Source organism: Stenotrophomonas sp. PS02300, assembly GCF_029959395.1.
GTDB classification, from domain to species: domain Bacteria; phylum Pseudomonadota; class Gammaproteobacteria; order Xanthomonadales; family Xanthomonadaceae; genus Stenotrophomonas; species Stenotrophomonas maltophilia_AD.
Genome location: NZ_JASCOP010000063.1, coordinates 1 through 22,527, shown reverse-complemented (window position 1 = coordinate 22,527; position 22,527 = coordinate 1). Strand labels below are relative to the sequence as shown.

Annotated in this window: 24 protein-coding genes; 8 read left to right on the top strand and 16 right to left on the bottom strand. The window is 67.4% G+C overall.

The window, feature by feature from the left end; all coding sequences use genetic code 11:
- Positions 1-224: 224 nt before the first annotated feature.
- The 6 genes from QMX79_RS12685 to QMX79_RS12660 all read right to left on the bottom strand — a co-directional run bounded on the left by QMX79_RS12685 (position 225) and on the right by QMX79_RS12660 (position 5,430).
- Positions 225-932 (bottom strand): YitT family protein, encoded by a 708-nt coding sequence (locus QMX79_RS12685; RefSeq protein WP_282247055.1) that lies wholly within the window; start codon positions 930-932, stop codon positions 225-227.
- An 83-nt stretch (positions 933-1,015) separates the two neighbouring features.
- The gene (locus tag QMX79_RS12680) at positions 1,016-1,231 is read right to left on the bottom strand and encodes a DUF4287 domain-containing protein (RefSeq protein WP_282247054.1); all 216 of its coding nucleotides are present in this window, start codon (positions 1,229-1,231) and stop codon (positions 1,016-1,018) included.
- Positions 1,232-1,381: 150 nt separating this feature from the next.
- Complete coding sequence (locus QMX79_RS12675) at positions 1,382-2,365, bottom strand: aldo/keto reductase (protein WP_282247053.1); 984 nt, start codon at positions 2,363-2,365, stop codon at positions 1,382-1,384.
- A gap of 131 nt (positions 2,366-2,496) precedes the next feature.
- Positions 2,497-3,081 (bottom strand): hypothetical protein, encoded by a 585-nt coding sequence (locus QMX79_RS12670; RefSeq protein WP_282247052.1) that lies wholly within the window; start codon positions 3,079-3,081, stop codon positions 2,497-2,499.
- Positions 3,082-3,196: 115 nt separating this feature from the next.
- Positions 3,197-4,339 carry a PilT/PilU family type 4a pilus ATPase gene (locus QMX79_RS12665; RefSeq protein WP_102944162.1) on the bottom strand — a complete coding sequence of 381 codons (1,143 nt, stop codon included), beginning with the start codon at positions 4,337-4,339 and terminating at the stop codon, positions 3,197-3,199.
- A gap of 53 nt (positions 4,340-4,392) precedes the next feature.
- The gene (locus tag QMX79_RS12660; protein WP_068849741.1) at positions 4,393-5,430 is read right to left on the bottom strand and encodes a type IV pilus twitching motility protein PilT; all 1,038 of its coding nucleotides are present in this window, start codon (positions 5,428-5,430) and stop codon (positions 4,393-4,395) included.
- A 132-nt stretch (positions 5,431-5,562) separates the two neighbouring features.
- On the opposite strand from QMX79_RS12660, the gene QMX79_RS12655 reads away from it, so the two are divergent.
- Both QMX79_RS12655 and proC read left to right on the top strand, forming a co-directional pair.
- A complete protein-coding gene (locus QMX79_RS12655; protein ID WP_282247057.1) occupies positions 5,563-6,219 on the top strand; it encodes a YggS family pyridoxal phosphate-dependent enzyme in 657 nt (218 codons plus the stop codon).
- A gap of 64 nt (positions 6,220-6,283) precedes the next feature.
- Positions 6,284-7,102: a pyrroline-5-carboxylate reductase gene (gene proC / locus QMX79_RS12650; protein WP_282247051.1), complete on the top strand. Its 819-nt coding sequence runs from the start codon at positions 6,284-6,286 to the stop codon at positions 7,100-7,102.
- A gap of 30 nt (positions 7,103-7,132) precedes the next feature.
- On the opposite strand, the gene QMX79_RS12645 is transcribed toward proC, so the two are convergent.
- A complete protein-coding gene (locus tag QMX79_RS12645) occupies positions 7,133-8,017 on the bottom strand; it encodes a LysR family transcriptional regulator (protein ID WP_282247050.1) in 885 nt (294 codons plus the stop codon).
- A 95-nt stretch (positions 8,018-8,112) separates the two neighbouring features.
- Between QMX79_RS12645 and QMX79_RS12640 the strand changes: the two genes are divergently transcribed.
- Positions 8,113-8,715, top strand: coding sequence for a short chain dehydrogenase (locus tag QMX79_RS12640; RefSeq protein WP_282247049.1), 603 nt, complete (start codon positions 8,113-8,115; stop codon positions 8,713-8,715).
- 3 nt (positions 8,716-8,718) lie between these two features.
- Here the strand turns inward: QMX79_RS12640 and soxR are convergent, their stop codons facing one another.
- Positions 8,719-9,153, bottom strand: coding sequence for a redox-sensitive transcriptional activator SoxR (soxR, locus tag QMX79_RS12635; RefSeq protein WP_282247048.1), 435 nt, complete (start codon positions 9,151-9,153; stop codon positions 8,719-8,721).
- Between the two features lie 89 nt (positions 9,154-9,242).
- On the opposite strand from soxR, the gene QMX79_RS12630 reads away from it, so the two are divergent.
- On the top strand, positions 9,243-10,601 hold the full coding sequence (locus QMX79_RS12630; RefSeq protein WP_282247047.1) for an MFS transporter: 1,359 nt from the start codon (positions 9,243-9,245) through the stop codon (positions 10,599-10,601).
- Between the two features lie 3 nt (positions 10,602-10,604).
- Here QMX79_RS12630 and QMX79_RS12625 read toward each other — a convergent pair whose 3' ends face one another.
- The 3 genes from QMX79_RS12625 to QMX79_RS12615 all read right to left on the bottom strand — a co-directional run bounded on the left by QMX79_RS12625 (position 10,605) and on the right by QMX79_RS12615 (position 13,844).
- Positions 10,605-12,536: an alpha/beta fold hydrolase gene (locus QMX79_RS12625; RefSeq protein WP_282247046.1), complete on the bottom strand. Its 1,932-nt coding sequence runs from the start codon at positions 12,534-12,536 to the stop codon at positions 10,605-10,607.
- Positions 12,533-13,510 carry a DUF4105 domain-containing protein gene (locus tag QMX79_RS12620; RefSeq protein WP_282247056.1) on the bottom strand — a complete coding sequence of 326 codons (978 nt, stop codon included), beginning with the start codon at positions 13,508-13,510 and terminating at the stop codon, positions 12,533-12,535. The genes QMX79_RS12625 and QMX79_RS12620 overlap by 4 nt, the downstream gene beginning before the upstream one ends.
- A gap of 115 nt (positions 13,511-13,625) precedes the next feature.
- Positions 13,626-13,844 (bottom strand): hypothetical protein, encoded by a 219-nt coding sequence (locus tag QMX79_RS12615; protein WP_249833851.1) that lies wholly within the window; start codon positions 13,842-13,844, stop codon positions 13,626-13,628.
- A 180-nt stretch (positions 13,845-14,024) separates the two neighbouring features.
- Between QMX79_RS12615 and QMX79_RS12610 the strand changes: the two genes are divergently transcribed.
- The 3 genes from QMX79_RS12610 (at position 14,025) to QMX79_RS12600 (ending at position 17,473) form a co-directional block, all read left to right on the top strand.
- Positions 14,025-16,115, top strand: coding sequence for a TonB-dependent siderophore receptor (locus tag QMX79_RS12610; protein WP_282247045.1), 2,091 nt, complete (start codon positions 14,025-14,027; stop codon positions 16,113-16,115).
- A 66-nt stretch (positions 16,116-16,181) separates the two neighbouring features.
- The gene (locus QMX79_RS12605) at positions 16,182-17,318 is read left to right on the top strand and encodes a PepSY-associated TM helix domain-containing protein (RefSeq protein ID WP_282247044.1); all 1,137 of its coding nucleotides are present in this window, start codon (positions 16,182-16,184) and stop codon (positions 17,316-17,318) included.
- On the top strand, positions 17,315-17,473 hold the full coding sequence (locus QMX79_RS12600; RefSeq protein WP_282247043.1) for a hypothetical protein: 159 nt from the start codon (positions 17,315-17,317) through the stop codon (positions 17,471-17,473). Before QMX79_RS12605 ends, QMX79_RS12600 begins: the two co-directional genes overlap by 4 nt.
- Here QMX79_RS12600 and QMX79_RS12595 read toward each other — a convergent pair whose 3' ends face one another.
- The 5 genes from QMX79_RS12595 to QMX79_RS12575 all read right to left on the bottom strand — a co-directional run bounded on the left by QMX79_RS12595 (position 17,474) and on the right by QMX79_RS12575 (position 20,909).
- Positions 17,474-18,352, bottom strand: coding sequence for a LysR family transcriptional regulator (locus QMX79_RS12595; protein ID WP_282247042.1), 879 nt, complete (start codon positions 18,350-18,352; stop codon positions 17,474-17,476).
- 49 nt (positions 18,353-18,401) lie between these two features.
- A complete protein-coding gene (locus tag QMX79_RS12590; protein WP_282247041.1) occupies positions 18,402-19,283 on the bottom strand; it encodes an SDR family NAD(P)-dependent oxidoreductase in 882 nt (293 codons plus the stop codon).
- Between the two features lie 87 nt (positions 19,284-19,370).
- On the bottom strand, positions 19,371-19,751 hold the full coding sequence (locus tag QMX79_RS12585; protein ID WP_282247040.1) for a YbjQ family protein: 381 nt from the start codon (positions 19,749-19,751) through the stop codon (positions 19,371-19,373).
- Positions 19,752-19,797: 46 nt separating this feature from the next.
- Positions 19,798-20,163, bottom strand: coding sequence for a hypothetical protein (locus QMX79_RS12580; protein ID WP_282247039.1), 366 nt, complete (start codon positions 20,161-20,163; stop codon positions 19,798-19,800).
- Between the two features lie 29 nt (positions 20,164-20,192).
- Positions 20,193-20,909, bottom strand: a complete 717-nt coding sequence (locus tag QMX79_RS12575) for a hypothetical protein (RefSeq protein WP_282247038.1) — start codon at positions 20,907-20,909, stop codon at positions 20,193-20,195.
- 267 nt (positions 20,910-21,176) lie between these two features.
- Here QMX79_RS12575 and QMX79_RS12570 point away from each other — a divergent pair.
- A partial coding sequence (locus QMX79_RS12570; RefSeq protein ID WP_282247037.1) for an MFS transporter occupies positions 21,177-22,527 on the top strand: 1,351 nt, incomplete at its 3' end.

Here is a 22,527-nt window from a genome sequence, read left to right as displayed (position 1 = left end):
GCCCCCAACCCCCCGGCCCCCCCCCCCCCCCCGGGCCCCCCCCCCCCCCCCCCGCTACCGGATGGCGGCCGTTGGTTGATTGATCCCGATCCCGATGGGCCCGTAGCAATTCGTAGCCCCGGCCGTTGGCCGGACACCGCGCGCAGCGCGGCCCAAGCATCCGAAGCCAATCACCTGCCGATGGCAGAAGGTCGTCCGGCGTTTAGACCGGCCGAAGTCCACCATCAGACCCCCATGTACCGGCCGGGCCGATGGTTGAACATCAGCACCAGGCTCAACACCACCGCGCCGATCGCCGAATACATCACCTTGTCCGGCGAGAGCACGAAGAACGCCACGCCCATCAGCAGCGTGTCGAACGACATCTGCACCTTGCCCGCGCTCCAGCCACGGGTACGCTGCAGGTACACCGCCAGGATGCCGATGCCGCCCAGGCTGGCGCGGTGGCGGATGTAGAACAGGATGCCCAGCCCGGCCAGCGCGCCGCCGACCAGCGCCGAATACAGCGAACTCATGTGGGCGAAATCGGCCCAGCGCGGCAGCAGGTCGGTCAGCACGCCGCAGGCGGTGACCGCCGCGAAGGTTTTCAGGGTGAATTCCCATCCCATGCGCCGCACCGCCACCCAGTAGAACGGCAGGTTGACCAGCACGAACACCAGGCCGAAGTTCCAGCCGAACGCGTAGTGGGCCAGGAACGCCAGGCCGGCCATGCCGCCGATCATCAGCCCGCCCTTGGCGAAGATCGCCAGGCCCAGCGAGGCCACCAGGGTGGCCAGGATCATGCCCTGCACGTCCTCGGCCACCGAATGGCGCAGGGCGATGGCGTCGGCCACGGTGCCGGCGCTGTCCGGCGGCGGGGTCAGCGGGCCGGCGGTGACCAGATGGCCGTCAGCGTCGTCGCACGGCGCGGGGCCATGGGATTCAAGGGACATGGGGGGTGGGGCCAGACACGTGGGGAGCGGTATTAGACACGATCCGCGTGACAGTTGCAGGTGAAATCGATTCATCCCGCCCCTCAGCCGGCCCGGTCCCTCAGATGGTGCGCTACCAGCGCGTTGGCGTGCCCGTTTCCCAGCCCGTGCTGGTCCTTCAGGAACGTGACCAGCGCCATGTGCCTGAGCCCGCCCTGGGTGGCCAGCAGGGCAAGCCAGTGACCCACTGGCTGCCCATAGGTCTTTTCGATGGACGGGAAGTACGACGCGGGGCCTTTGACCGGGGTGTTGTCGCTCATGACCTGTTCCTTGCAGAGGGGTTCACCCAGTACGACGTTGGTCAGCGCACGAAATCGACATCCGTGCCCACCAACGGTGGGCACCTACCGGCCGGGGTCCCGCCCCCGCCACACCGGTAGCGCACGACCGTTGGTCGTGCGCTTCATCCGTCAGCGGGTGACCTGCTTCTGCCGTTCGGCGTTGTAGCGGTCGCCCACGATGGCGATGCCGTCCAGCGCCGCGGCGATCTGCTGCTGGTCGGCCTCGTGCAGGGTCAGCTCGACGGCGGCCAGGTTCTCTTCCAGCCGGTGCAGCTTGGTGGTGCCGGGAATCGGCACGATCCACGGCTTGCGCGCCAGCAGCCAGGCCAGCGCCACTTGGGCCGGGGTGGCCTGGCGGGCGGCGGCGATGGCCCCGATGGCCTCGACCAGCGCTTGGTTGGCGCGGCGCGCCTCCACCGCGAAGCGCGGCAGCGAGCTGCGGAAATCGGTGGGCGCGAACTCGGTATCGGCGGTGATCGCCCCGGTCAGGAAACCGCGCCCGAGCGGGCTGAACGGCACGAAGCCGATGCCCAGCTCTTCAAGCACCGGCAGCACGCTCTGCTCCGGCTCGCGCCACCACAGGGAATACTCGCTCTGCAGGGCCGCCACCGGCTGCACCGCATGCGCGCGGCGGATGCTGGCTTCGCCGGCTTCGGACAGGCCGAAATGCTTCACCTTGCCCTCCGCGATCAGGTCCTTGACCGTGCCGGCAACCTCTTCGATTGGCACGTTCGGGTCTACCCGGTGCTGGTAGAACAGGTCGATGCGGTCGGTCCTGAGCCGCTGCAGGCTGGCCTCGCAGACGGCGCGGATGTTCTCCGGGCGGCTGTCCAGCCCCAGGTCGGCATTGGCTTCCTTGAACCCGAACTTGGTCGCAATGACCACCTGGTCGCGGTACGGCGCCAACGCCTGGCCCAGCAGTTCCTCGTTGCGGAACGGGCCGTAGACCTCGGCGGTGTCGAAGAAGGTCACGCCGCGCTCCACCGCCGCGTGCAGCAGCGAAACGCCGGCGCTCACATCAGGCGCGGTGCCATAGGCATGGCTCAGGCCCATGCAGCCCAGCCCAAGCGCGGAAACGCGCAGGCCGCTGTTGCCAAGGGTTCGTGTCTGCATGGGGGTGCTCCTTCCAGTGGGGAGCCCCACGATACGCCCGCTGCCGCCGGCGATTGCACCGGCGGGACCACTGGTGGTCATGAGCAGATTTCATCAATGGCGCCTGCGCGCGCAGGCGCCATCTGCCCGCCTCAGCTTTCGGCCACGGTGCCGATCACGGCCAGCAGGAGCAGCAGGCCACCGGCGATGATCACCAGGATGTGCCAGACGTTGAACCGGTCCATGCGCTCCATGTCGACCCGTTCATCCTGGTGGTAGCGACGCAGCAGGCTGTTGACCGGCAGCAGCGGTACGAACGTGAACAGCGCCAGCAACCAACCGGCGTTGGGCAGCCGGCTGGCGAAGTTGAGCAGGAAGTAGGTCACGGCCAACAGTCCTGGCGCGAAGGCCAGTTCGCGACGCCGGCTGCTGGCCGCGTCACTCAGGTCGCGGAAGCAGAAGAACGACCAGATCGGTGAAAACAGCGCGCGCGCCCAGGGCCACTGGTCGCCGCCGGTCTCGCGCTTGATCGCCTGCCAGTTCCGCCAGAACCAGTACATCGGGTAAAGCCCGAGCGTGGTGGGTGACAGCAGCACCATTTTCAGCGTGGAGGGCGAATAGTACTCGGCCGCATCGGATATCGCCCGTGCCTGGGACTGGGATTCCGGCAGCGTGCCGGGCAAAGCAGGTGGCATCGGGATGGTCGCCGGTGCGCGGTAGGGATCATGCAATTCCATGTGCATTCTCATCATTGGCAGTGTCACCGGCGCGGTGCCGGCCCCTTGAAACACCACTTACAACAAAGGCGCGCCGGCATTGCACCGTACGCGCCCTGGTTCCGCGCCCGCAGGTTCAGCGGACTTCGGAAATCTCCACGCCGTCCAGGCCCTGCGACAGCGTGCGCGCATCGCCGCCCTGCGAGAGCTTGATGCGCAGGCGCACCTCGTTCTGCGAATCGGCGTAACGCAGTGCGTCTTCGTAGCTGATCTCGCCGGCCTGGTAGAGCTCGAACAGGCTCTGGTCGAAGGTGCGCATGCCCAGCTGCACCGACTCCTTCATCACTTCCTTGAGCTTGTGGATCTCTCCGTCGCGGATGTAATCCTGCACCAGCGGCGTGCCCAGCATGATTTCCATCGCCACCTTGCGCGACTTGCCATCCGGCGAGGGCACCAGCTGCTGGGCGACCACGCCCTTGAGGTTCAGCGACAGATCCATCAGCAGCTGGTTGCGGCGGTCTTCCGGGAAGAAGTTGATGATGCGGTCCATCGCCTGGTTGGCGTTGTTGGCATGCAGGGTGCACAGCACCAGGTGGCCGGTTTCGGCGAACGCGATGGCGTGGTCCATGCCTTCGCGGGTACGCACTTCGCCGATCATGATCACGTCCGGCGCCTGGCGCAGGGTGTTCTTCAGCGCCGCTTCCCAGCTGTCGGTGTCGATGCCCACTTCGCGCTGGGTGATGATGCAGCCTTCGTGCTTGTGCACGAATTCGATCGGGTCTTCGATGGTGATGATGTGCCCGGTGGAATTCAGGTTGCGGTAGCCGATCATCGCCGCCAGCGAGGTGGACTTACCGGTACCGGTCGCACCCACGAACAGGATGATGCCGCGCTTGGTCATTGCCAGCGTCTTGATGATCGGCGGCAGGCTCAGCTCTTCCACGGTGGGAATGCGCGTTTCAATGCGGCGCAGGACCATGCCGACCTGGTTGCGCTGGTAGAAGCAGCTCACGCGGAACCGGCCCACGCCGGACAGGCCGATGGCGAAGTTGCACTCGTGGGTCTTTTCGAACTCTTCGCGCTGCGCCGGCGTCATCACGTTCAGCACCAGGTCGCGGCTCTGCTGCGGCGTGAGCGGGGTCTGGGTGATGGGCGAGATCTTGCCGTTGACCTTGATCGCCGGCGGCATGCCCGCGGTGATGAAGAGATCCGACGCCTTCTGGTGCGCCATCAGCTTGAGGAACGAGGTGAAGTCGATGGTGGTGCTGGTGGTGTTCATGGCGATGTGCTCCGGAAACCTTGCCGAGGGCCGGGCAGAGCCCGGCGCTGCCGTCATTCGAAGATGCGCTTGTCCTTGGCGTATTCCTTGGCCTGGTTGCGCGTGATCAGGCTGCGCTTGACCAGGTCCTGCAGGTGCTGGTCGAGCGTCATCATGCCCATCTGCTGGCCGGTCTGGATCGCCGAGTACATCTGCGCCACCTTGTCTTCGCGGATCAGGTTGCGGATGGCCGGGGTGCCGACCATGATTTCCCACGCTGCGGTACGCCCGCCGCCCACCTTCTTCAGCAGCGCCTGCGAAATCACCGCGCGCAGCGATTCGGACAGCATCGAGCGCACCATCGGCTTTTCGCCGGCGGGGAACACGTCGATGATGCGGTCGATGGTCTTGGCCGCCGAGCTGGTGTGCAGGGTGCCGAACACCAGGTGGCCGGTTTCGGCGGCGGTCAGCGCCAGCCGGATGGTTTCCAGGTCGCGGAGTTCGCCCACCAGGATGATGTCCGGGTCTTCACGCAGTGCCGAACGCAGTGCTTCGTTGAAGCCGTGCGTGTCGCGGTGCACTTCGCGCTGGTTGATCAGGCACTTCTGCGAGGTGTGCACGAATTCGATCGGATCCTCGACGGTGAGGATGTGGCCATATTCGTTCTTGTTGATGTAGTCGATCATCGCCGCCAGCGTGGTCGACTTGCCCGAACCGGTCGGGCCGGTCACCAGGATCAGGCCCTGCGGCTGGTCGATCAGCTCGCGGAAGATCGGCGGCGTGTTCAGGTCTTCCAGGGTCAGCACTTCGGACGGAATGGTACGGAACACCGCACCGGCGCCACGGTTCTGGTTGAACGCGTTGACGCGGAAGCGCGCCAGGCTGGGAATCTCGAACGAGAAGTCGACTTCGAGGAACTCCTCGTAATCGCGACGCTGCTTGTCCGACATGATGTCGTAAACGAGCGCGTGGACCTGCTTGTGGTCCAAGGCAGGAATGTTGATGCGACGGACATCGCCGTCCACGCGGATCATCGGCGGCAGGCCTGCCGACAGATGAAGGTCCGACGCTTTGTTCTTAACGGAAAACGCCAACAGCTCGGCGATATCCATACGCTGCTACTCCCCATAGACTGCTGCGACTGGAAGGATCTTTCCCCGGTCGGCAGTATAGCCTCCCTGATCCACCGCGATATCTCTTTCTAGAGCTGCCCCTTGAGCACCCCGCCCGTGACCGCCCTGCCCCTGTCCACCCTGCTGCTGAACCTGCACAACGCGGCCACGGCCGCCGGGCGGCCACCGCCGCGCCTGCTGGCGGTGTCCAAGACCCAACCGGCCGATGCGGTGGCCGCACTGGCGGCGCAGGGCCAGCGCGCGTTCGGCGAGAACTACGTGCAGGAAGCGGTGGCCAAGATCGATGCACTGGCAGCCTTGGGCCTGGAGTGGCACCTGATCGGGCACCTGCAGTCGAACAAGGCCGACCTGGCCGCGCAGCGCTTTGACTGGGTGCAGAGCGTGGACCGGGCCAAGCTGGTTACCGCGCTGGCCGCGCACCGCCCCGACGCATTGCCGCCGTTGAACGTGCTGGTGCAGGTCAATATCGACGATGAGGGCAGCAAGCACGGCTGCACGCCCGACGCGGTGCCGGCGCTGGCCGCCGCCATCGCCGCCGAACCGCGCCTGTGCCTGCGCGGGCTGATGGCCATCCCGGCGCCGTGGCCGGACGCCGATCGCCGCGCCCAGGCCTTTGAACGCATGCACGTGCTGTTTGCCGGGCTCTCCCCCCGGTACCCGCAGGTGGATACCCTTTCGATGGGCATGAGCGGGGATTACCCCGAGGCCATTGCCCACGGCGCGACCATGGTCCGCGTCGGCACCGCCCTGTTCGGCGCACGCCATTGAGTTGCCCACCCACCCGTAGCGCGGGGCCCTGCCCCGCTGCCCAGATCACGTACAAGGATGCCCAATGAGCACTTCGATCACCTTCATCGGCGGCGGCAACATGGCGCGCAGCCTGATCGCCGGCCTGGTCCGCCAGGGCACTGCCCCCGGCAACATCCACGTGGCCGAACCGGTTGCCGGGCTGCGTAGCCAGCTCACCACCGACTTCGGCGTGAAGACCTACGCCAGCGCCACCGAAGCGGCCGCGCAGGGCGCGGTATGGGTGCTCGCGGTGAAGCCGCAGGTGCTGCGCGATGTCTGCGCGTCGCTGGCCGACATCGCCCAGGCCCAGGCGCCGCTGGTGGTGTCCATCGCCGCCGGCATCACCAGTGCGCAGCTGCTGCGCTGGCTGGGCGGTGCGGGCGCGGTGGTGCGCGCCATGCCCAATACCCCGGCGCTGCTCGGTGCAGGCGTGACCGGTTTGTTTGCCACCGCAGGCGTCAGCGCCGAACAGCGTGGCCAGGCCGACACCGTGCTGGCCAGCGCCGGGCGCACGGTATGGATCGAGGATGAAGCACGCATGGATGCGGTCACCGCCGTCTCCGGCAGTGGCCCGGCCTACGTGTTCCTGCTGGCCGAGGCGATGGAAGCGGCCGGCATCGCGCAGGGCCTGCCGGCCGACGCCGCGCGCGCGCTGGTGGTGCAGACCCTGCTGGGCGCCAGCCGCATGCTGGACGAATCCGGCGAAGCCCCGGCCGAGCTGCGGCGCCGGGTGACCTCGCCGAACGGCACCACGCAGGCCGCGATCGAGAGCTTCCAGGGCGACGACTTCGACGCGATCGTGGCGCGCGCAATCGATGCGGCGACGCGGCGCGGGCAGGCGTTGTCGGCCGCCAACGATTGACGTAGCGCCACGCCCTGCGTGGCTGGCGTATCAATCGGGCGCCAGCGCACCCAATAGAAACTCTACAAAACTGGCCAGCTTCGGCCGCGGCCGCCGATCCGGCAGATAGACCAGGTGCAACGGCCGCGGCTCGGGCAGGTAATCACCCAGCACCGGCACCAGCCGCCCCGCCGCGATATCGTCGGCCAACAACACCGCCGGCTGCAGGATCAACCCCGCCCCGGCCAGCGCGGCCCGGCGCAACCCATCGCCGTCATTGCACAGCAGCCGCGAATGCGCCGACCAGTCCTGCTCGGGGTAACCCCGCAGGCGCCAGCCGTGCCCACCGCGCCAGGCCAGGTGGGTCAGGCAGTCATGCGCGTGCAGCTCCGACGGGTGGGTCGGCACGCCACGCCGCTGCAGGTAGGACGGCGCCCCACAGATCTGCATTGCATACGGCGGCAGCGGCCGCGCCACCCACTCGGCCGACCCCAGCTGGCCCATCCGCACCACCGCGTCGAACTGCTCTTCAATCAGGTCCACGCGCCGGTTGCTCAGGTCCAGTTCGACGCTGACCTGCGGAAACGCCGCCAGGTAATCCGCCACCAGCGGTGCCAGCACGCAGCTGCCCCAGGTCACCGGCGCGCTGATGCGCAGCACGCCCTGCGGCTGCGCCTGCAGCCCTTCCACGCTGGCCTCGGCCTGCTGCACCTGCTCCAGCACGGCGCGGCAGCCGGCCAGGTAGTTGCGGCCGGCATCGGTGAGGCTCTGGCTGCGGGTGTTGCGCTGCAGGAGGCGCACGCCCAGGTGGGCCTCGAGCTGCTGCAGGTACTTGCCCACCATCACCGGCGACACCCCCAGCTGCTGGGCGGCGGCGCTCAGGCTGCCCCGGTCGACCACGGCCGCGAAGGCCTGCATGCAGCGTAGGGTGTCCATTGAAAACTCCTGGTTAGGAATCTGCAAAGCATACGCCGGTTACCAAACCCGGTAACCCGGTGCAGACTGGCTCCATTCCTTCTGGAGCAACCGGCATGAAGATTCTTCTCGTAGGCGCCAGCGGCACCCTGGGCCAGGCCGTCGCCAGCACGCTGGGCGTGCACCACCAGCTGATCCGCGCCGGCCGCCACGGCGGCGATGTGCAGGTGGACCTGACCGACGATGCCAGCGTGCAGGCACTGTTCGAGCAGGTGGGCACGGTGGATGCGGTGGTGGCCGCCACCGGCCGGCTGCACTTCGGGCCACTGGCCGACATGCAACCGGCGCAGTTCAACCTGGGCCTGCAGGACAAGCTGCTGGGCCAGGTGCGGCTGGCGCTGGCCGCGCAGCATCACCTGAGCGTGGGCGGCTCGATCACGTTGACCAGCGGCATCGTCGGCGCACAGCCGATCCGCGATGGCGCCAATGCAACCGCCGTCAATGCGGCGCTGGAAGGGTTCGTGCGTGCAGCGGCCTGCGACCTGTTGCCGCGCGGCCTGCGCATCAACGTGGTGAGCCCGAACGTGCTGGTGGAATCGATGGACGATTACGGCGCGTATTTCCCCGGGTTTGAGCCGGTGACCGCGCACCGCGCCTCATTGGCCTACCAGCGCAGCGTGGAAGGCGTGCAGAGCGGGCAGGTCTTTACCGTCTGGTAACCATCAGCCCCAGCGCTGCGGGCCATCGCCCTGCTCGCCCAGCGCATCGCCCGGGTTGGCCAACCGGCAACGCTTCAACGACAGGCACCCACAGCCGATGCAATCGGTGAGCTGGTCGCGCAGCAGCAGCAGTTCCTCGATGCGCTGGTCCAGCTCGCCGCGCCATAGCGCCGACATCTTCGCCCACTCGGCGCGGGTCGGCGTCTTGTTTTCAGGCAGCGCGTCAAACGCATTGGCCACCGCTTCCAACGGCATGCCCACCCGCTGCGCCACGCGGATCACCGCCAGCCGGCGCAGCACGTCGCGGCTGAAACGGCGCTGGTTGCCGGCCGTGCGCAGGCTGCGGATCAGCCCCTTGCGCTCATAGAAATGCAGCGCCGATACCGCCACGCCGCTGCGACGTGCCACGTCGCCTACACTCAGCTCCTGCGCGATCACTGCTTGACCTCAACCATGGTTAAGGTGTCATCGTGCGGCACCTCGCGGTGTGCCGCAAGCACCGCGCTTCTTCGTTGCCTGGAATCCGCATGTCTTCCGATGTAGCTGCACTGCCTGCCGACGCGCCCACGTCGATCCTCTCGCCGCGCTACCGCGCCACCACCATCGGCATGGTCGCGCTGGTGTCGCTGCATGCCTTCGAGGCACTGGCAGTGGCCGCCGCCATGCCCACCGTGGCGCATGAACTGGACGGCCTGCGCCTGTACGCGCTGGCCTTCGGCGGCACGCTGGCCACCAGCGTGATCGGCATGACCCTGGCGGGCCGCTGGAGTGACCGGCTCGGGCCGGCGCGGCCGTTGTGGCTGGGCCTGTGCTGTTTCATCGCCGGCCTGCTGGTGGCCGGGCTGGCCCAGCACATGCCGGTGCTGGTGATCGGCCGGCTGCTGCAGGGGCTGGGCGCGGGTGCCATTTCGGTTTCGCTGTACGTACTGGTCGGGCGCACGTTCCCCGAATCGCTGCGGCCACGCGTCTTTGCCGCGTTTTCGGCAGGCTGGGTGGTGCCCTCTCTGATCGGGCCGGCCATCAGCGGCCTGATCGTGCAGCACGCCGGGTGGCGCTGGGTGTTCCTGGGCGTGCCGCTGCTGGCCATTCCGGCCGCGCTGCTGCTGCGACCGGCCCTGCGCGCGGTGCCGGCGCTGGCGGCCGCGCCGCGTTCGGAGGGCAGCGTGGTGCGCTGGGCGATCGGTGCGTCGGTGGGCGCGCTGCTGCTGTACGTGGGCGGCCAGCAGGTCGGCTGGCCGGCACTGGCGGTGCTGCTGCCGGCGGTGGCGCTGCTGGCGCTGTGCAGCTGGAAGCTGCTGCCGCGCGGCACCCTGCGCCTGCGCCGTGGCCTGCCCAGCGTGATCGCCCTGCGCGGTATTGCAGCATCGGCGTTCTTTGGCTGCGAAGCATTCCTGCCGCTGCTGCTGCAGCGCGAGCGTGGCCTGAGCCCGCTGCTGGCCGGGGTGGCGTTGAGCCTGGGCGCGCTGGGCTGGTTCAGCGGCTCGTGGTTCCAGGGCCATGGCGGCCAGGGGCTGTCGCGCCGGCAGCTGCTCACCGCCGGCGCGCTGCTGATGTGCACCGGCATCATCGGCACCGCACTGGCGATCCAGCCGGGCGTACCGCTGGCCTTGGCGCTGGCGGGGTGGACCCTGACCGGGCTGGGGATGGGGCTGATCTACCCCAGCCTGTCGGTGCTGACGTTGTCGCTGTCGCCGCCGGCGCAGCAGGGCGCGAACACCTCCGCCCTGCAGTTGAGCGAAGCGCTGGGCGTGGCCACCACGCTGGCCATTTCCGGCTCGCTGTTCGCCCTGATGCTGTCGGTGGATGTGACCCTGGGCTATCTGCAGACGTTCGCGATCATGTTGCTGCTGGCCGCCGCGAGCGTGGTGGTGGCGCGGCGGGTTTGATCGCTACGGCGCCACCTCTTCCAGGTCCTCGCGCAGGATCCGGCGGATCTCCAGCACCGCCTGCGGGGTTTCCTGCACGCTGTGGCCGGAGATGATCACCTTCTCCGACACCGCGCCGGGCAGGTGCGCGCTCCAGTAGGGCACCAGGCCGTCGTCGGACTTCTCCAGCGGCACCTCGGGTTTGCGCTGGGCGATGATCGAGTGGTACTTCAGGCCGGGCATGATCGGCAGGGCGGCGGCCGCCTTCACGAACGGGTCGGTGGCCTTGAGGTTGTCGATGCTGTTGGGGATCTGCAGCTTGGTGGCCTGCGCCGACTGCACTTCCGATTGCTGCAGCGCCTGGAACACATCCTCGAACTTGCCGAGGATGGTGATCGGCAGGCGCACCAGGCGCCCGATGAAGCGCCCTACCCGGTTGCCCGCGATATCGGTGCCCTGGTGGGGTGCGGCGATGAAGATGGCGCGCTCCACGTTCGGTTCGGCATCGAAGTGCAGCAGCGGCCCCAGTTTGGCCTGCACGCGCTTGAGCCGCTCACCCTTCAGGTCGTAGTTGGCCAGCAGCTGGTTCCACAACGTGTCGCCGGAACTGGTGACCAGCAGGCGGGCCAGCACGCCGCCCATGCTGTGGCCGATGAACACCATGTCCTTCGACGCACGCGAGGTGCCCTTTGGATCGAAATGCCGGAGCGTGTTGTCGAACGCCTGGTCGATCTCGTAGCGGTTCAATGCGATCGGCGCATTGGTCGGGTAGTACACCTGCCACACCTGGAAGTGCCTGCGCAGCTCGGGGTCGCCCAGGATCTCGTTGGCCACGTTCACCCACGCTTCCGGGCTGCTGCCCAGCCCATGCAGCATGAAGATGATGCGGCGGTCCGGATCCCACGGCTGCATCAGGTACATGTGCGGTTCGGCAATGCCTTCGCTCAACCCGAACAGCGTGCGCAGCGACTGGGTGGCAAAGCCGGACTGCGCCAGCCACATGCCGTAGGCGGCGGTGAAGTTGCCGGCCAGCGGCACTTTTTCGCCATGCAGGTCCACGCTTTCGGTGGACTCGGGCGAGTACACGTCGAACAGCACCTGGGTGGTATCCAGCACCTGCTCCAGCGTATCTCCCTTGAAGCGCAGCAAGGCGGTGGCATTGATCGCCGACATCTCGCTGTACTGCGGAATCTCGGCCTTCTCGCCGTCCAGCGGCGCGATCAGCTTGGGCGGGTCCATCACCACCACCAGCTCGGCACCGAACCCGTCGCGGCGATAGGTACTGCGCAGCCCGGCGAAACTCACCGAGGACGCCGACACCATCGTGGTGGGAATGCTGGTCAGGCGCAGCTCGTCGAAGTCCGAGGTCAGCGTCCAGCGCTCGCCCGCCACCGCGGCGTTGTAGTCCTCGCCTTCCAGCGCGCTTTCGCGGCTGCGCTTGAACACCACCGTGGCGGTCTGTTCGGCGGCGTAGTTGTAGTAGTCGCGCACCTGGGTCTGGCGGTCTTCGAACGCGCGGTCCGACGGGGTGCGCCCGCTGAAGAACAGATAGGCATACGCATACCGCGCTGCTTCCAGCCAGGCATCCAGCGCCGCGTCGGACATCGGGGTCTTGTCGCGGTCCTTCGGCTTGGGCGTGAGCGCCAGCGCGTTCTTCACCCACAGCTCGGACAGCGTCGAGAGCCGCTGTTCCTCGGGCAGGTCGCGGGTGTCCTTCAGGGTCGTCTCGCAGGCGGCCACGTCCTTCTCGCACAGCGCCACGTCCAGCCCGATCACGCTCAGCGTCTCCTGCGAGGCCATGCTGAACTTGCCGGAGGTGAGCACGTCGCCGCGCTTGCTGGCCAGGTAATCGGTGGGCGAGACCTGCTTCATGGTGACCATGGCGCAGCCGCTGGAGAGCAGCAGCGACAGCAGCACCGCCAGCAGGGGCACGCCACGGCGCAGGAGACGGCTCATGGCGTCACCTCCGGATCAATGCCCGGCACGCCGGCGCGGATCAGCTGCGAGAAGCGCGGATCATCCCCGGCCGCCCGCGCGCGATCGGTGATGCGCCCGCGTGCCTTCAGCGTGGCGAAGTCCACGCCGGGCGTGAGCACGCCCAGGTCACGCGCGTACTCGGCGAAATAGCCGGAGGCGAGCAGCCGGTAGTCCAGCGGCAACCCCGGCGCGATCTGCTTGGCCAGCTCGTACACGATGGTGGTGCAGTTGCTGGTCAGCGTGTTGTAGAACGCCGGTGCCGCGTCCAGCTTGCGCGCCTCGCCCAGGTAGGACACGAACAACCCCTTGAGCTGCTCGCGGGTCATCCCCTTCAGGCGATACAGGTACACATCCTCGCCGCGCACGTTGCTGCGCACCCGCACGATGTCGGTTTCCTCGGCCGCCACCAGGGTCATCTCGAACTTGCGGAAGAACCCGCCCAGCGCCGAGAACGATTCGCCGCGCTCCTTGCGGATCTCCAGCGAGAACACCAGCTGGCGGCCGTCGGCGAACCCGAACGACACCAGAGTGTGCGCGATCATCGGCCCCATCCAGTACGACAGCACCAGGTCGGCCGAACGCAGCTGGTCCAGGTCGTACTCGCGGCGCTCCCAATGCACGTCGTGGTCGTCATCGGTGCGCCAGGTGAAGTTGCGCACGTTGTCGAGCACCACCTTGGAGCCGTCGAACTCCACCACCTTCAGGCGCTGGGCGACATCATCGGCCCAGACCCGATCCTGGCGCGGGCTGAGCAGCAGCCACCACACGCCGCAGAGCACCAGCGCGGCCACGAACAGCGGGCCCGGCCAGCGCCCGGCACGGGCGCGTCCCACGGCCACGGCCGTGGTGAGCGCGAATGCGCCCCACCCCACCAGCAGCATGCCCTTGAGCCAACCCGGCCCGGGAAGTTGATAGGCCAGCAGCCCGGCCACCCACAGCGCTGCCACCAGCATCAATACGGCCAGCCCCCATCGTCCTGCTGTCTTCACACATCGTTCCGTCGGTTGGTCGGGGCGCTAGTTAGCCATAACCACCGTGTGGGGAACATGTTTCCCTGTTCAGGTTCGCTCAGCGGCGCGGCGCGCCGACTTTCTGCCAAGGCGCCATGCCCTTGCGGGCGCGCGGCAGGGCGCGCCGCAGCGGCAGCCGGCGCGGCATCGGAATGCCCACCCCCGGCGCGGCGGTATCGTCACGGCGCAGGTCCTCGGCGCGCTCGCCCACCAGCAGGGCCGCCATCTCCTCCAAGCCGTTGCGCATCGCCCGGGCGGCTGTCTGCAGGGTATTCATGGCGTGTCTCCAGAGACGAAACGGGGACGGACTACGTTAAGACCGGCGGCGCGTACGGGTCGTGCAGGGGATGTGGCAAAGGGATGAAAGCCGGCCGCCATGGGCTTGTATCTGAGATTCATTTGCGTTCGCATCCTCACCTCCCGATAATCCGGGCCCTCAGTCCCCGAGATCCCCGTCATGCCTGCCCTGTCGCGCCGTTCGCCCTTGCTGCTGCTGGTTCCCACCCTGCTGGCCTCGGCCATGGCCCACGCCCAGGACACCAGCACCGCCCGTACCCTCGACGCGGTCAGCGTGGTCGCCGAGCGCGCCAGCACCGCCACCAAGACCGATACCCCGCTCACCCAGACCCCGCAGGCGATCAGCGTGGTGACCAGCGAGCTGTTCACCGACCGCGGCGCCCGCAACCTGCAGGAAACCCTGCGCTACAGCGCCGGCGTGACCGCCGATGCCTACGGCCTGGACACCCGCAGCGATGGCAGCACCGTGCGCGGCCTGGACCCGGTGCAGTATTTGGACGGCCTGCGCCGCAGCTACGGCTTCAACCCGCTGGCGCGCACCGAGGTGTACGGCCTGGAGCGGGTGGAAGTGCTGCGCGGCCCGTCGTCGGTGCTGTACGGCGCAGGCGCCACCGGCGGCATCATCAATGCCATCACCAAGCGCCCAACCTTCGGCGAGCTGGGCGGTGAAGTGGCCGTGCAGCTGGGCAACTTCGATCGTCGGCAGTTCCAGGGCGACGTGGCCGGCACCTTGAACGACGCCGGCACGCTGGCCGGTCGTTTCGTGGGGCTGGTGCGCGAATCGGGCATGCAGACCGACTACATCGACGATGACCGCGTGTACCTGGCGCCGTCGATCAGCTGGCAGGGCGAGCGCAGCAACCTGACCGTGCTGGCCAGCTACCAGCACGACAAGACCGCATCCAGCCAGCAGTTCCTGCCGGTGGTGGCGACCCTGCATGCACCGGCCGGTTCGCCGCGCCTGGATCCGTCGACGTTCCTGGGCGACCGCGATTTCGACAAACTCGATTCGCGCGTGTACAGCGTGACCGCCCTGTTCGACCACAGCTTCAGCGACAGCATCAGCCTGCGCTCGGCCGTACGCTACCTGGACGGCAAGACCGAGTTCCGCGAACTGTACCCGGACACCTATTCCAATCCGCTGGACCCGTTCATCGATGCCGACAAGCGCGTGCTCAACCGCAACGCCTACGGCGTGCGCCCCGACGTGCGTTCGCTGACCAGCGACAACGCATTGCAGTTCGACTTCGCCACCGGCGCGTTCCAGCACCTGCTGCTGGCCGGCGTGGACTACAGCGATTACCGCGAGAAGTCGTACAACCTCGATGCCACCCCGACCCCGATCGACATCTACAACCCGATCTCCACCGGCGTGACCATCAACGGCTGGGACCGCCTGCCCGACCAGCAGACCACCCAGCTGGGCGTGTACCTGCAGGACCAGATCCGCTGGGCCGACCGCGTCTCGCTGGTGCTGGGCGCACGCCGCGACCATGCGCGCAGCAAGACCGAAGGCCTGCCCAGCCAGACCGACAACGCCACCACCTACCGCGCCGGCCTGATCGGCGAGATCGGCGCGGGCGTGTCGCCGTACATCAGCTACAGCGAGTCGTTCCTGCCGGTGACCGGCCAGGACCTGTACGGCCGTGCGTTCAAGCCGATGCAGGGCGACCAGTGGGAAGGCGGCATCAAGTGGCAGCCGGCGTCGAACATGCTGGTGACCCTGGCGGCCTATCGCATCACCGAGACCAACCGCCAGACCAACGACCCGGACAACGTGTTGAACGTGATCCAGACCGGTGAGATCGAATCGAAGGGCGTGGAAGTAGAGGGCCAGTTCCAGTTCGCGCACGACATCACCCTCACCGCGGCGTACTCGCGCAACAAGGCCGAAGTGACCAAGAGCAACTTCGCCATGGAAGTGAACCAGCGCCTCAACGACACCCCGCAGGAGCTGGCCTCGGTATGGCTGGGCAAGGCCTTCCACCTGGTCGACGACGCGCGCCTGCGCCTGGGCATCGGTGGCCGCTACGTGGGTAACACCCAGTCGCTGGGCTACGGCGGTTTCATCCGCACGCCCAGCTACACGCTGGTGGACGCGCTGGCCGAAGTGCAGGTCACCGACTGGACGATGGCGCTGAACATCACCAACCTGAGCGACAAGAAGTACTTCGCCCCGTGCCGCAATTTCGGTGACTGCTTCACCGGCAACCCGCGCACGGTGACCGGCACGATTTCCTATCGCTTCTGACGGTTTGCCGGGCATGGCCCGGCACTACCGCGCTCGTACCCTCTCCAGCCGCCGCCAGAGAATTCAATGCAACGTTCCACCATCAAAGCCTGGTTCCTGGTCCACAAGTGGACCAGCCTGGTCTGCACGCTCTTCCTGCTGCTGTTGTGCGTGACCGGCCTGCCGCTGGTGTTCGGCGAGGAGATCGCCCACCTCAGCGAACCGCACGTGGACAACCCGCAGCCGCAGGCCGCGCATCGCAACCTCGACGAACAGGTGAGCACCGCCGTGGCGCAGTACCCGGGCAACGTGCCGCTGTTCGTGGGCTGGGACTGGGAAGGCCATACGGTGTACGTCAACACCGGCACCGAGCCGGCCACGCCGCCGCCGCAGATGAAGACCGCGCTGCTCGATGCCAGCAGCGGCGAGGTGCTGCCCGCGCCGCAGTTCAACGAAGGGGTGATGTACTTCCTGTACCGCCTGCACACCGACCTGTTCCTCGGCCTGCCCGGTATGCTGTTCATGGGCGCGATGGGCCTGCTGTTCGCCGTGGCGATCATCTCCGGCCTGGTGCTGTACGGCCCCTTCATGCGCCGCCAGCGCTTCGGCACCCTGCGCACCGGGCGCAGCCGCCGGTTGGCCTGGCTGGACCTGCACAACGTGATCGGCGTGGTCACCCTGGGCTGGGCGCTGGTGGTGGGCATCACCGGCGCCATCAACACGATTGCCAAGCCACTGGAAACCGCCTGGCAGAGCCAGCAGCTGGGCGAGTTCGCCGCGCGTTACGCCGGCCAGCCGCGCCCGACCACGCTGGCCTCGCTGCAGGCCGCGGTGGACACCGCGCGCGCCGCCGAACCCGGCATGCGCCCGGCGTTCGTCAGCTTCCCCGGCACCGGCTACAGCGGCGACCACCACTATGGCGTGTTCATGCAGGGCAACACTTCCCTCACAGAACGCCTGTACCGCCCGGTGCTGATCGATGCGACCAGCGGCGAACTCACCGCCCGGCCGCAGCTGCCCACCTACATGAGCGTGCTGCTGCTCAGCCAGCCGCTGCACTTCGGCGACTACGGCAAGCTGCCGCTGAAGATCCTGTGGGCGCTGCTGGACCTGCTCACCATCGCGGTGCTGGTGAGCGGCCTGTACCTGTGGTTCAAGCGCGGCAGCACCGAAGCGCGGGTAACCGAGATCGAGCGCGCGGAAAAGACCGGGGGTGCCGCATGAGTCCGTTCAAGGCACCTGCCTGGATCGCCGCTGCCAGCGTGCTGGGCCTGGTCAGCGCGCTGATCGGGGACGGTGTGTTCGATGTGGTGTCGTGGGTGATCTTCGCCGCACTGATCGGGCTGGTGGTACGTGCGTGGGTGAAGCGCACGCGCTGATCAGCTGGCCACGTTCCGGGCGAAGTTCACCACCGCCGGTGATACCTCGCCCGCACGCAGGCACAGGTGCAGCTCGAACGCGGCTTCATCGCCGCTGATCGGGCGATACACCACCTCGGCATCGCGGAACCCGGCCATGCTGGCGGGCACCACCGAGATACCCGCCTCCACGGCTACCAGCGACAGCACCGCATGCATGCCGTGCGCCTCCTGCACCACCTCCGGGGTGAATCCTGCCGCCGCGCACAGGCGCACCACCTGTGAGTGGAACCCCCTGCCCTCGCGCGCCGGCCACAGCACGAATGGTTCGTCGGCCAGCGCCGCAATGGCCAGATGCTCCCGCCCTGCCAGTGGGTGCGTGCGCGGCAGCGCGATTGCCAGGCGGTCGCTGTCGAACGCCTGTAGCCGCATGTCGTCGGCCTCGAACACCGGCGGAATCACCACGCCCACGTCGATCCGCTGCTCGCGCAACATCTGGATCTGGCGCGCGGAGGTGGCTTCGATCAGCTCCAGGCGAACGTGCGGGCTGGTTTGGCGGAAGCGGCGGATCACGCCGGGCAGGCGCCCGTACAGCGCGCTGCCCACATAGCCCAGCCGCACGGTACCGGTGCGCCCTGCCGCCGCATCACGGGTGGCGGTAAGCGCGTGGTCGGCCTGCTGCAGCAGCAGGCGCGCTTCGGCCAGCAGCACCGCCCCTGCAGCGGTGAGCCCAAGCGTACGGTTGCCGCGCTGGATCAGCTCGCTGCCGATCTCGTCTTCCAGCTTGCGGATGGCCGCCGTCAGCGGCGGCTGCGACATGTGCAGGCGCGCAGCGGCGCGGTGGAAGTGCAGCTCTTCTGCCACGGCGACAAACTGGCGAAGCAGGCGGAGATCAACCATGGGCATGCGTGCGCTGGACGGAAACCCCGCCAGTATGCCGTGCCGGTGACTACCTGCGCGGTTCCACCGTGGGCTGCGCGATGCGCGACCATTGCGCGGCGATGTCTTCAATGCTGTCGGCGGACGTGGCGCGCAGGTCACGCGGGTACGCCACGTCGTCGGCCTCCACGCTGCGGGTTGCGTGGAACTGGCCGTTGCTGGCGCGCAGGATCCAGCCGCCATCGCGGCAGGCCGCTGATGCAAGGAAGGCAACGCCGGGCGCCACTGCATCCGGGTGCAGCTCATCCGGCTCGCCTTCCACGCCCCACATGCGGGTCTTGGCCACCGGCGAGATGGCATTGACCATGATGTTGTGCGGTGCGCCTTCGGCGGCCAGCACATTGACGATGCCCACCGCCGCCATCTTTGCGGCGGCATACGCGGCCAACCCCTTCTGCACGTACTGCGGATACAGCGCGCGGTCGGAGGTTGTCAGCACGATGCGGCCATGGTGGTTGGCCTGCATCGAGGGCCACGCCGCCTCGGCCAGCCACAGCGGCGCCTTGGCCGCGATGGTCATCATGTGGTCGAAGCGGTCCTCCTCCAGCGCATCGATCTGCTGGTACTCCACCCACCCCGCGTTGTGGATGATGAAGTCGATCCGGCCATGGCGGGCCACGATGTCGGCGACCAGTGCGCGGCAGCCATCGCGCTCGTCGATCGCCGCGTGCGCGGCATGCACCTCCAGCCCGGTACCGCGCAGCAGCGCCACGGTCGCATCGATCCGGCGCGGATCCTGCCCGTTGCCATCCAACCCGGCACCCACGTCGTGCATGACGACCTGGGCCCCGCGCCGGGCCAGCAGCCGGCTGTAGGCCAGGCCCAATCCGCTGGCCGCACCAGTAACCAGCCCAACCTGCCCTTCAAATGAAACATCGTCGTGCGTCTGCATCCGCACAGGATCGTGCTGATGGCACACGCAGCGCCAATACTCCCTGCAGCAGTCCACGATACAAACCGCGTATCGCTCTCGAACGAATCACCGCAGCGGTTCGACCACCACGGCCGTGCCATAGCACAGCACCTCGGTCAGCCCGGTCATGATGTCGGTGGCGTCGTAGCGCATGCCGATGATCGCGTTGGCCCCCAGCATCCGGGCATGCTTGGCCATGTCGCGGTAGGTCTCCTCGCGCGCCTGCTCGCACAGCTCGGTATAGATCGTGATATTGCCGCCGAACAGCGTCTGGATACCGCCCAGGAAGTTGCCGACGATGGAGCGCGAACGCACGGTGATGCCGCGCACCACGCCCAGGTTGCGCGCGACCCGGAAGCCGGGCAGCTCGAATGCCGTGGTCACCATCGAATCATCAAGGCGCGGCCCGGTATAGGGGCGTGCGGAGCTGTTGTAGGGGTCTGCCATGGTTGCCTCGTTGCCAGGGGCGGTCCGCCCCAGATGGTCGGAAGGGTTAATGCGCCTGTAGCCGTCGCGCGCCGAGGATCCAAAGGAGGCATGTCTGAACCAGTACCGCCAACCAAAGCATGCAGTACACGCCCACCGCTGTTCCCTTGGCCACGCGTTGGCTGTCATTGGCGTAGGGCCAGAGCCGCCACGTATCGATCTCGAATACCCACACGCCTGCCAGCAGCAGTGCCGCTGCAAGGATCGTAGCCAGCCATGTGAGCCATGAGCGCGGCTGCGTGCGCACAACCAGCAGGGTCAGTAACAAACCTGCTGCGATGAAAAGCAAAGGAATGCCAATCGCCGTGGTCAGTACACCGGTGTAGTTGGTCGCCAACGCAGTGAGCGGAGCGCAGGAAAATGCCGCGATCAAGGACGTCGCAACCATTCGCTGCCGAGGACTCACGCCCGCAGCCCGTAACGACCCGCACCTGTTGCCTTCAATTCCACATCTGCCAGCGCCATACGCGCCCAGTCAAGCATTGCGGGTGACGGCTCCGGCGCAGGCTTGCGACGCAGCATTTCACCGGCATTCCAGAGCACCCGATACGGCGTGGCGAAAATTCCCGCCAAGCTCCACCAGCCGAGCGTGGCGCAGGAGAGCATGGCCCAGAGGTTGCTGCGGTTGGCGCAGGCGCGGCACGAGAACGTTGTCTCGGTGCTGGTCGTGATAACAAAAACCATCGATGCAATGTAATGTGCGCTGTGCATGTCAGGCTGCTGGTGTGATCTGCCGCATCGCGGGCAGCTGCCGGCCTTGAGCGCACGTGCATGCGCAGCGGCGCGCTCGTCGCTGATGTCTTCGCCCACCATGCGCAGACGCGAGGTATGGAAGCAGTCGATGCCGCAGAACTTCTGCCCCTCCATGGCGAACGCCCCGGTAAGCAGGGACTTCCCACAGAAATCGCAGCGATTGTCCACGCCGGTCTTCAGGTGTTGGTTCCGCCGTGACAGGTGCAGCTCGCCCTCCAGCGCATCGCCCCATTTGCCGCGTTCGCGCAGCACCTGGGTCAAGGCCTGGCGCGCCTCGTCCGTCAACTCCTGCGTCGCCAGCTTCTCCACCAGCGCGTCGGTGTCGAGTTCCTGGAAACGGGCTACGAAGAATTCCGTTGAGTACATGGTCCCCCCTGGACCGGTCGCGCGTGGCAGGGCCGCGTTGCGCTCCGTGCTGACGTGCGTGGTGCTGTCGGAAGCTTAAGGAGCGCGGCAAAAATGAACAAGAACCCCATGGTCTGATCACCCGTCGGCCGTCCTGAACAGATGTTTACCCCAGACCCTATCGGACGTTGTAACTGTACAAACATGTTTGTACAGTTAACTCATCGAAACGCCCCTCTGGCTTCGATCCTGGCCCGGCGCGTCCCGGGCGAATCTGGAATTCACTTCATGTCCCCGGCAAAGAACCACCGGTGGAGCCTGCTGGTGACGGTCGGCATCGCCCTCGTCCTGATCACGCTCGACCATTCCATCCTCTACACCGCGCTGCCCACTCTGGTGCACGACCTCGGCGCCAGCTCCACGCAGGGCTTGTGGATCATCAATGCCTACCCGCTGGTCATGGCGGGGCTGCTGCTCGGGGCCGGCACGCTCGGCGACCGCGTCGGGCATCGCCGCATGTTCCTGAGCGGCATGGTCATCTTCGGCGTGGCTTCATTGGCTGCCGCCTTCGCGCCCAGCCCGCCGCTGCTGATCGCAGCGCGTGCCCTGCTGGCCGTGGGTGCCGCGGCGATGATGCCTGCCACCCTGGCGTTGATCCGGATCACCTTCGGCGACGTGCGCGAGCGCAACCTGGCCATCGCGATCTGGGGCTCGCTTTCGGTGGTGGGTGCCGCGCTCGGTCCAATTCTCGGGGGGCTGCTGCTGGAACGCTTCTGGTGGGGCTCGGTGTTCCTGATCAACGTGCCGGTGGTAGTCGCCGCGTTCGCTGCGGGTTGGGTGCTGGCACCGCACACTGCAACCGACAACGCGCGCCCGTGGGACTGGCTCTCATCTGTGCTGGTCATGTGCAGCCTGTCCGGGCTGGTTGTAGCGATCAAGGAAGTGGCGCATGCGTCGCCTTCGCTGCCGTTGGTCGCAGCCGCATTCGCCATCAGCGTGGTCACCGGTGTGTTGTTCGTGCGCCGCCAGGCACGCCTTCCCTACCCGCTGCTGGAGTTCGGCATCTTCCGCAACCCGGCGTTCAGTGCCGGCGTCATTGCTGCTGCGCTGACCCTGTTTGCCATCAGTGGCGTGCAGCTGGCCACCACCCAGCGCTACCAGTTGATCGCCGGATTCAGTCCACTACAGGCGGGCCTACTGGTGTCTGCCACCGCACTGGGCTGCCTGCCCAGTGCCCTGCTGGGCGGTGCGTTCCTGCACCGCACCGGGCTGCGCCCGCTGGTTGCCGGTGGCCTGTTTACCGGCGCCTGCGGGGTGCTGCTGGCACGGTACGGGTTGCAGGCCGGCATGCCGTGGATGGTCACCGGGCTTGCGCTGCTCGGCCTGGGCCTGGGCGCGGTGATGTCAGTGGCCTCCAGTGCGATTGTCGGCAATGTGCCCGCGCACCGCGCTGGCATGGCATCGTCGGTGGAAGAAGTGTCCTACGAATTCGGCAGCCTGTTCGCGGTGGCGGTGCTGGGCAGCCTGCTGGCCGCGTTTTACGCCGCCGGCCTGGAACTGCCCGCCGGCGCACCGGTTGCGGCGCGCGAGGGCATCACCGAAGCGTTGGCGCTGGCCCGCGCCGACCGTGCGGGCGGGG

What these genes read in the sequence shown, in the direction of transcription:
- QMX79_RS12575 (WP_282247038.1), bottom strand. Translation starts at nt 20,909, where the DNA reads ATGTACTCAACGGAATTCTTCGTAGCCCGTTTCCAGGAACTCGACACC.
- QMX79_RS12665 (WP_102944162.1), bottom strand. Translation starts at nt 4,339, where the DNA reads ATGAACACCACCAGCACCACCATCGACTTCACCTCGTTCCTCAAGCTG.
- QMX79_RS12590 (WP_282247041.1), bottom strand. Translation starts at nt 19,283, where the DNA reads ATGCAGACGCACGACGATGTTTCATTTGAAGGGCAGGTTGGGCTGGTT.
- QMX79_RS12630 (WP_282247047.1), top strand. Translation starts at nt 9,243, where the DNA reads ATGTCTTCCGATGTAGCTGCACTGCCTGCCGACGCGCCCACGTCGATC.
- proC (WP_282247051.1), top strand. Translation starts at nt 6,284, where the DNA reads ATGAGCACTTCGATCACCTTCATCGGCGGCGGCAACATGGCGCGCAGC.
- QMX79_RS12600 (WP_282247043.1), top strand. Translation starts at nt 17,315, where the DNA reads ATGAGTCCGTTCAAGGCACCTGCCTGGATCGCCGCTGCCAGCGTGCTG.
- QMX79_RS12585 (WP_282247040.1), bottom strand. Translation starts at nt 19,751, where the DNA reads ATGGCAGACCCCTACAACAGCTCCGCACGCCCCTATACCGGGCCGCGC.
- QMX79_RS12595 (WP_282247042.1), bottom strand. Translation starts at nt 18,352, where the DNA reads ATGGTTGATCTCCGCCTGCTTCGCCAGTTTGTCGCCGTGGCAGAAGAG.
- QMX79_RS12685 (WP_282247055.1), bottom strand. Translation starts at nt 932, where the DNA reads ATGTCCCTTGAATCCCATGGCCCCGCGCCGTGCGACGACGCTGACGGC.
- QMX79_RS12640 (WP_282247049.1), top strand. Translation starts at nt 8,113, where the DNA reads ATGAAGATTCTTCTCGTAGGCGCCAGCGGCACCCTGGGCCAGGCCGTC.
- QMX79_RS12620 (WP_282247056.1), bottom strand. Translation starts at nt 13,510, where the DNA reads ATGCTGGTGGCAGCGCTGTGGGTGGCCGGGCTGCTGGCCTATCAACTT.
- QMX79_RS12680 (WP_282247054.1), bottom strand. Translation starts at nt 1,231, where the DNA reads ATGAGCGACAACACCCCGGTCAAAGGCCCCGCGTCGTACTTCCCGTCC.
- QMX79_RS12660 (WP_068849741.1), bottom strand. Translation starts at nt 5,430, where the DNA reads ATGGATATCGCCGAGCTGTTGGCGTTTTCCGTTAAGAACAAAGCGTCG.
- QMX79_RS12625 (WP_282247046.1), bottom strand. Translation starts at nt 12,536, where the DNA reads ATGAGCCGTCTCCTGCGCCGTGGCGTGCCCCTGCTGGCGGTGCTGCTG.
- QMX79_RS12615 (WP_249833851.1), bottom strand. Translation starts at nt 13,844, where the DNA reads ATGAATACCCTGCAGACAGCCGCCCGGGCGATGCGCAACGGCTTGGAG.
- QMX79_RS12670 (WP_282247052.1), bottom strand. Translation starts at nt 3,081, where the DNA reads ATGGAATTGCATGATCCCTACCGCGCACCGGCGACCATCCCGATGCCA.
- QMX79_RS12675 (WP_282247053.1), bottom strand. Translation starts at nt 2,365, where the DNA reads ATGCAGACACGAACCCTTGGCAACAGCGGCCTGCGCGTTTCCGCGCTT.
- QMX79_RS12610 (WP_282247045.1), top strand. Translation starts at nt 14,025, where the DNA reads ATGCCTGCCCTGTCGCGCCGTTCGCCCTTGCTGCTGCTGGTTCCCACC.
- QMX79_RS12645 (WP_282247050.1), bottom strand. Translation starts at nt 8,017, where the DNA reads ATGGACACCCTACGCTGCATGCAGGCCTTCGCGGCCGTGGTCGACCGG.
- QMX79_RS12605 (WP_282247044.1), top strand. Translation starts at nt 16,182, where the DNA reads ATGCAACGTTCCACCATCAAAGCCTGGTTCCTGGTCCACAAGTGGACC.